2 protein-coding genes are annotated in these 2,742 nt (G+C 72.4%); both read left to right on the top strand.

The genetic code is table 11. The features are described 5' to 3' along the window. A partial coding sequence (locus DM816_RS41295) for a helix-turn-helix transcriptional regulator (RefSeq protein WP_162908403.1) occupies nt 1-1,895 on the top strand: 1,895 nt, incomplete at its 5' end. A 55-nt stretch (nt 1,896-1,950) separates the two neighbouring features. Next, a partial coding sequence (locus tag DM816_RS41290; RefSeq protein ID WP_425455349.1) for an AfsR/SARP family transcriptional regulator occupies nt 1,951-2,742 on the top strand: 792 nt, incomplete at its 3' end.

The raw sequence follows: 2,742 nt of genomic DNA, 5'->3' as shown, positions 1-2,742 counted from the left end.
CCGGGCGGGTGCCCGCGTCCGTGCGGGCGGCGCTTCATCTGCGCGCCAGCGAGGTGCTGCGCACGGCCGGTGCGCCGGCCGAACGGGTCGGCGAGCACCTGGCAGCGGGCGCGGCCATGGACCGCACGGCGATCGACTGGCTCAACCTCAACGCCGACCGGCTGATCGTGCGGGCACCCCGGCTGGCGGTGACGCTGCTGCGGCGCGCGCTGGCCGACATCGAGGCCGAATCCGTTGCGGAGCTTCGGCTTCACCTGATCCGCGCGCTGCTGTGGGAGGGCGACGCGGCGGAGGCCGAACAGGTCGCCCGCACCGCGCTCGCCGCCGCGCGGCGAAGCGACCGCGAGAGACCGCCACGCGAACGGCAGGGCCCACAAAGCGACCGCGAGAGACCGCCACGCGAACGGCAGAGCCCACAAAGCGACCGCGAGAGATCGCCGCGCGAACGGCAGAGCCCGCGCAGCGACCAGGAGGGCAAGCTGCGCTGGCTGCTGGCGCAGGCGTGCTACCGGCAGGGCCGCCTTCCCGAGACGCTCGAGGTCGTGCAGGAGGCGATCGCCTCACCGACCCTGACCCCCGGCGAAATCGGGCGCTTCCAAGGGTTCCTGGCCCTGTGCCGTACGGTGATGTTCCAGTTTCCCGAGACGGTCGAGGCCGCGCGCGAGGCGATCCGGCTGGGCGAGGCCGCGAACGATGCCGTCGCCATGGGCTACGGATACAGCCTGCTCGCCGGGGTCGATCTGGTGCAGACCAGGTACGAGGAGGGCCTCGAGTTCGCGGGTCATGCCATCGCGGCTTTCGGCGGCGGCGTGCGGCCCGATTTGCAGATGGATCCCTATTATCTGCGCGGGTTCATGCTGGCCCGGCTCGACCGGTTCGACGAGGCCGACCGGGCGCTGGCAGCCTCCGAGCAGCAAAACCTCGACCGGGGTGGCATCTATGGGGCGCTGTCGTCGTTGGTGCGGACGCGCATGCGCGTGCTCGATGGGCGCTGGGATGACGCGCTGGCCCAAATCCGTACCGGATTGGAGGTTTTCGATCCTTATAATTACGGTCTGCCGATGCATTCCCTGGCCGTCATCGTGGCGGTGCACCGAGGCACGTTCGGCGAGACCGACGAGGTGCCGGTCGACGACGGCAGTCCTGGCGCGCGGTCGTCGCGATTCCTGCTCGTGTGGGCACAGGCGCTGGCCGCGGAGGCACGCACCGGCCCGCAGCAGGCGCTGGATCTGCTCTACCCCGTCTGGGCGGACGGCGGCGTCATGGAGGCACCGGGTGGGATCTACGACATCTGCCCCGACCTGGCTCGCCTCGCGGCCGCCACGCAGGACCGTGAGCGCGCCCGCGAACTGGCGGTGAGCACCAATGCGCTCGCCACCACCTTGCCCAATAGCACGACGCGGGCCATCGCCGCGCTGTGCGGCGGGATCGCCCGGGACGACGCCGAGTTGCTCGGTGAGGCGGCGCAAGCCTTCCGCGACGCGGGCCGGCCGCTGTTCGAGGCGTATGCCTGGGAGCACCGCGCGGAGCTGCTCGCGCTGGCCGGCGACAGCGCGGGCGCCCGCGCCGCCCTGGAGGAGGCGCGCAATCACTACACCACGCTCGACGCGGCGTGGGACGCCTCCCGAGCGGATGCACGCCTGCGGCCGCTCGGGATCCGGCGCGGGGTCACCGGGCCCCGCAAGCGCCCCAAGCAGGGCTGGGAGGCGCTCACCGAGACCGAGACCAAGGTGGCCCTGCTGGTCGCGGACGGACGGTCCAACCCGGACATCGCGGCGCAGATGTTCCTGTCCCGGCGCACTGTCCAATCTCATGTGTCGAGCATCCTGGCCAAGCTGGGCCTGAAGTCCCGGGTCGAGATAGCCATCCACGCATACAGCCGCGCGCCCGTCTGACAGATCACCGTCAGCGGCCGTGTGGGCGTCACGCGGGCCGCCTAGCCTGTTGACAATGGTCGTGACGCATGGCGAGTTCAACATCCTCGGCTGCGTGGAGGTCGTGGGGCCGCGCGGGCGGATGGAGCTGACCAGTGCTCGCCAGCGCGCGCTGGTGGCCGCGCTGGCACTGCATCCGGGCGCGGTGGTCCCGAGCTGGCGGCTGGTCGAGGCGCTGTGGGGGGAACGCCCGCCGCGCACCGCGGTCCGGTCGCTGCACAGCCACGTGGCCCGCCTGCGCCCGGGTCTGGACGCGTGTGGCCTGGGCGGTGTGCTGCAGACGCGCGATCCGGGCTACGTGCTCGCCGCCCAGCCGTCCACTGTGGACGCTTGGCGGTTCGAGCAGGATGCGCAGGCCGGGCGCGCCAGCCTGGTCTCCGGGCTGCCCGACGCGGCTGCCGAGGTGCTGGGCAAGGCGCTGAGCCTGTGGCGCGGCGGGGCCCTGGCCGACGCCGAACCGACCGGATGGACCGCGGCTCAAGCCAACCGCTTGGAGGAGCTGCGCCAGGTGGCGATCGAGGACCGGTGCGAGGCCCTGCTTTGCCTTAGCCGGTACGGTGACGCGCTCGTGGAGCTCGAACGACTCCTGACCGGCGACTCCACCCGCGAGCGCCCGGTGGGCTTGCACATGATCGCTCTGTGCGGCTATGGCCGGCCGGCCGAGGCACTGGACGCGTTCCAGCGGCTGCGCGTGCGGCTGGCCGACGAACTGGGCGTCGATCCCTCGCCCGAGCTCGCCGAGCTGCACACCGCCATGCTGCGCGGTGTCGCCCCCGCGCAGCTGCGCGCGCCGGGAAGCGTCGCCGGG

The organism is Allorhizocola rhizosphaerae (assembly GCF_003426775.1).
Classification (GTDB): Bacteria; Actinomycetota; Actinomycetes; order Mycobacteriales; family Micromonosporaceae; genus Allorhizocola; species Allorhizocola rhizosphaerae.
Note: the sequence above shows the minus strand (reverse complement) of the source record. Positions and strands in the feature narration are given on the sequence as shown.